1 protein-coding gene is annotated in these 870 nt (G+C 75.4%); it reads right to left on the bottom strand.

The genetic code is table 11. The annotated features are described in order from the left end of the window. On the bottom strand, positions 1-870 hold an 870-nt coding region (locus A5714_RS04930), incomplete at both ends, for an MFS transporter (RefSeq protein WP_156747176.1).

Raw genomic sequence — 870 nt, 5'->3', positions numbered from 1 at the left:
CGGCGGCCCCGGCGTTCGTCCGATATCGGGTGCCGAAAGTCGCGAACTCCCAGGACCACCAACGCCCCGCCCCCGACGGCGACGGCCGTGGCCCCCACCACGGCGGCCGCGGCGCCGTGCACCGCGTCGGCCACCCGCGGGCCGCCCGCGACGACCACCGTGAACACGCCCTGCAGCCGCCCGACCAGGTCGTCGGAGGCCGCCTGCTGCAGGATCGTCTGCCGAAACGCCGCCGACACCATGTCCGCCGCGCCGCCGACGGCCAGGAACGCCAACGCCCCCCACAGCGCCGGTCCGGGCCGCCCGTGGGCCGTGCCGCTGACCGCGCCGAAGCCGACCATCGCCAGGCCCCACACCACGACGGAGGCCATGACCGCCAGCCCCTGGCGTCGGATCCGCGGCAGCCAGCCGGAGAACACCCCGCCGGCCACCGCCCCGACCGACATGGCAGCGGCCAGCAGCGCCATCGCCGAGCCGCCCTCGACGGGCCCGCCGAAGCTTTGGTGCGCCAGCTGGGGGAACAGCGCCCGCGGCATGCCGAAGATCATGGCGATCAGGTCCACCACGAACGACATCAGCACGACGGTGTTGCCGGCCAGATAGCGGAACCCCTCGATGACGGCGGCCACGCCCCACCGCGACGCGCCGCGGTCCTGCTCCGGTTCGGTCGGCGGCATCGGCGCGAGCCGGAACGTCGCCCAGATCGGGGCGAGGCAGGTCACCGTGTCGATCAGGTACAGCGCCGACAGGTCGACCCAGCTGAGCAGCAGGCCGGCCAGCAGCGGGCCCGCGATCGCCCCGATCTGGGCGACGTTCCGGCTCGCGCCGATGCCGCCGACCGAACCGGAGCAGGACCGCGGCGCGTCGCGG

Origin of the sequence: Mycobacterium sp. E2462 (assembly GCF_001672685.1) — a bacterium.
GTDB lineage: Bacteria > Actinomycetota > Actinomycetes > Mycobacteriales > Mycobacteriaceae > Mycobacterium.
The sequence above is the reverse complement of the archived record's forward strand: the minus strand, read 5'-3'. Positions and strand labels throughout refer to the sequence as shown.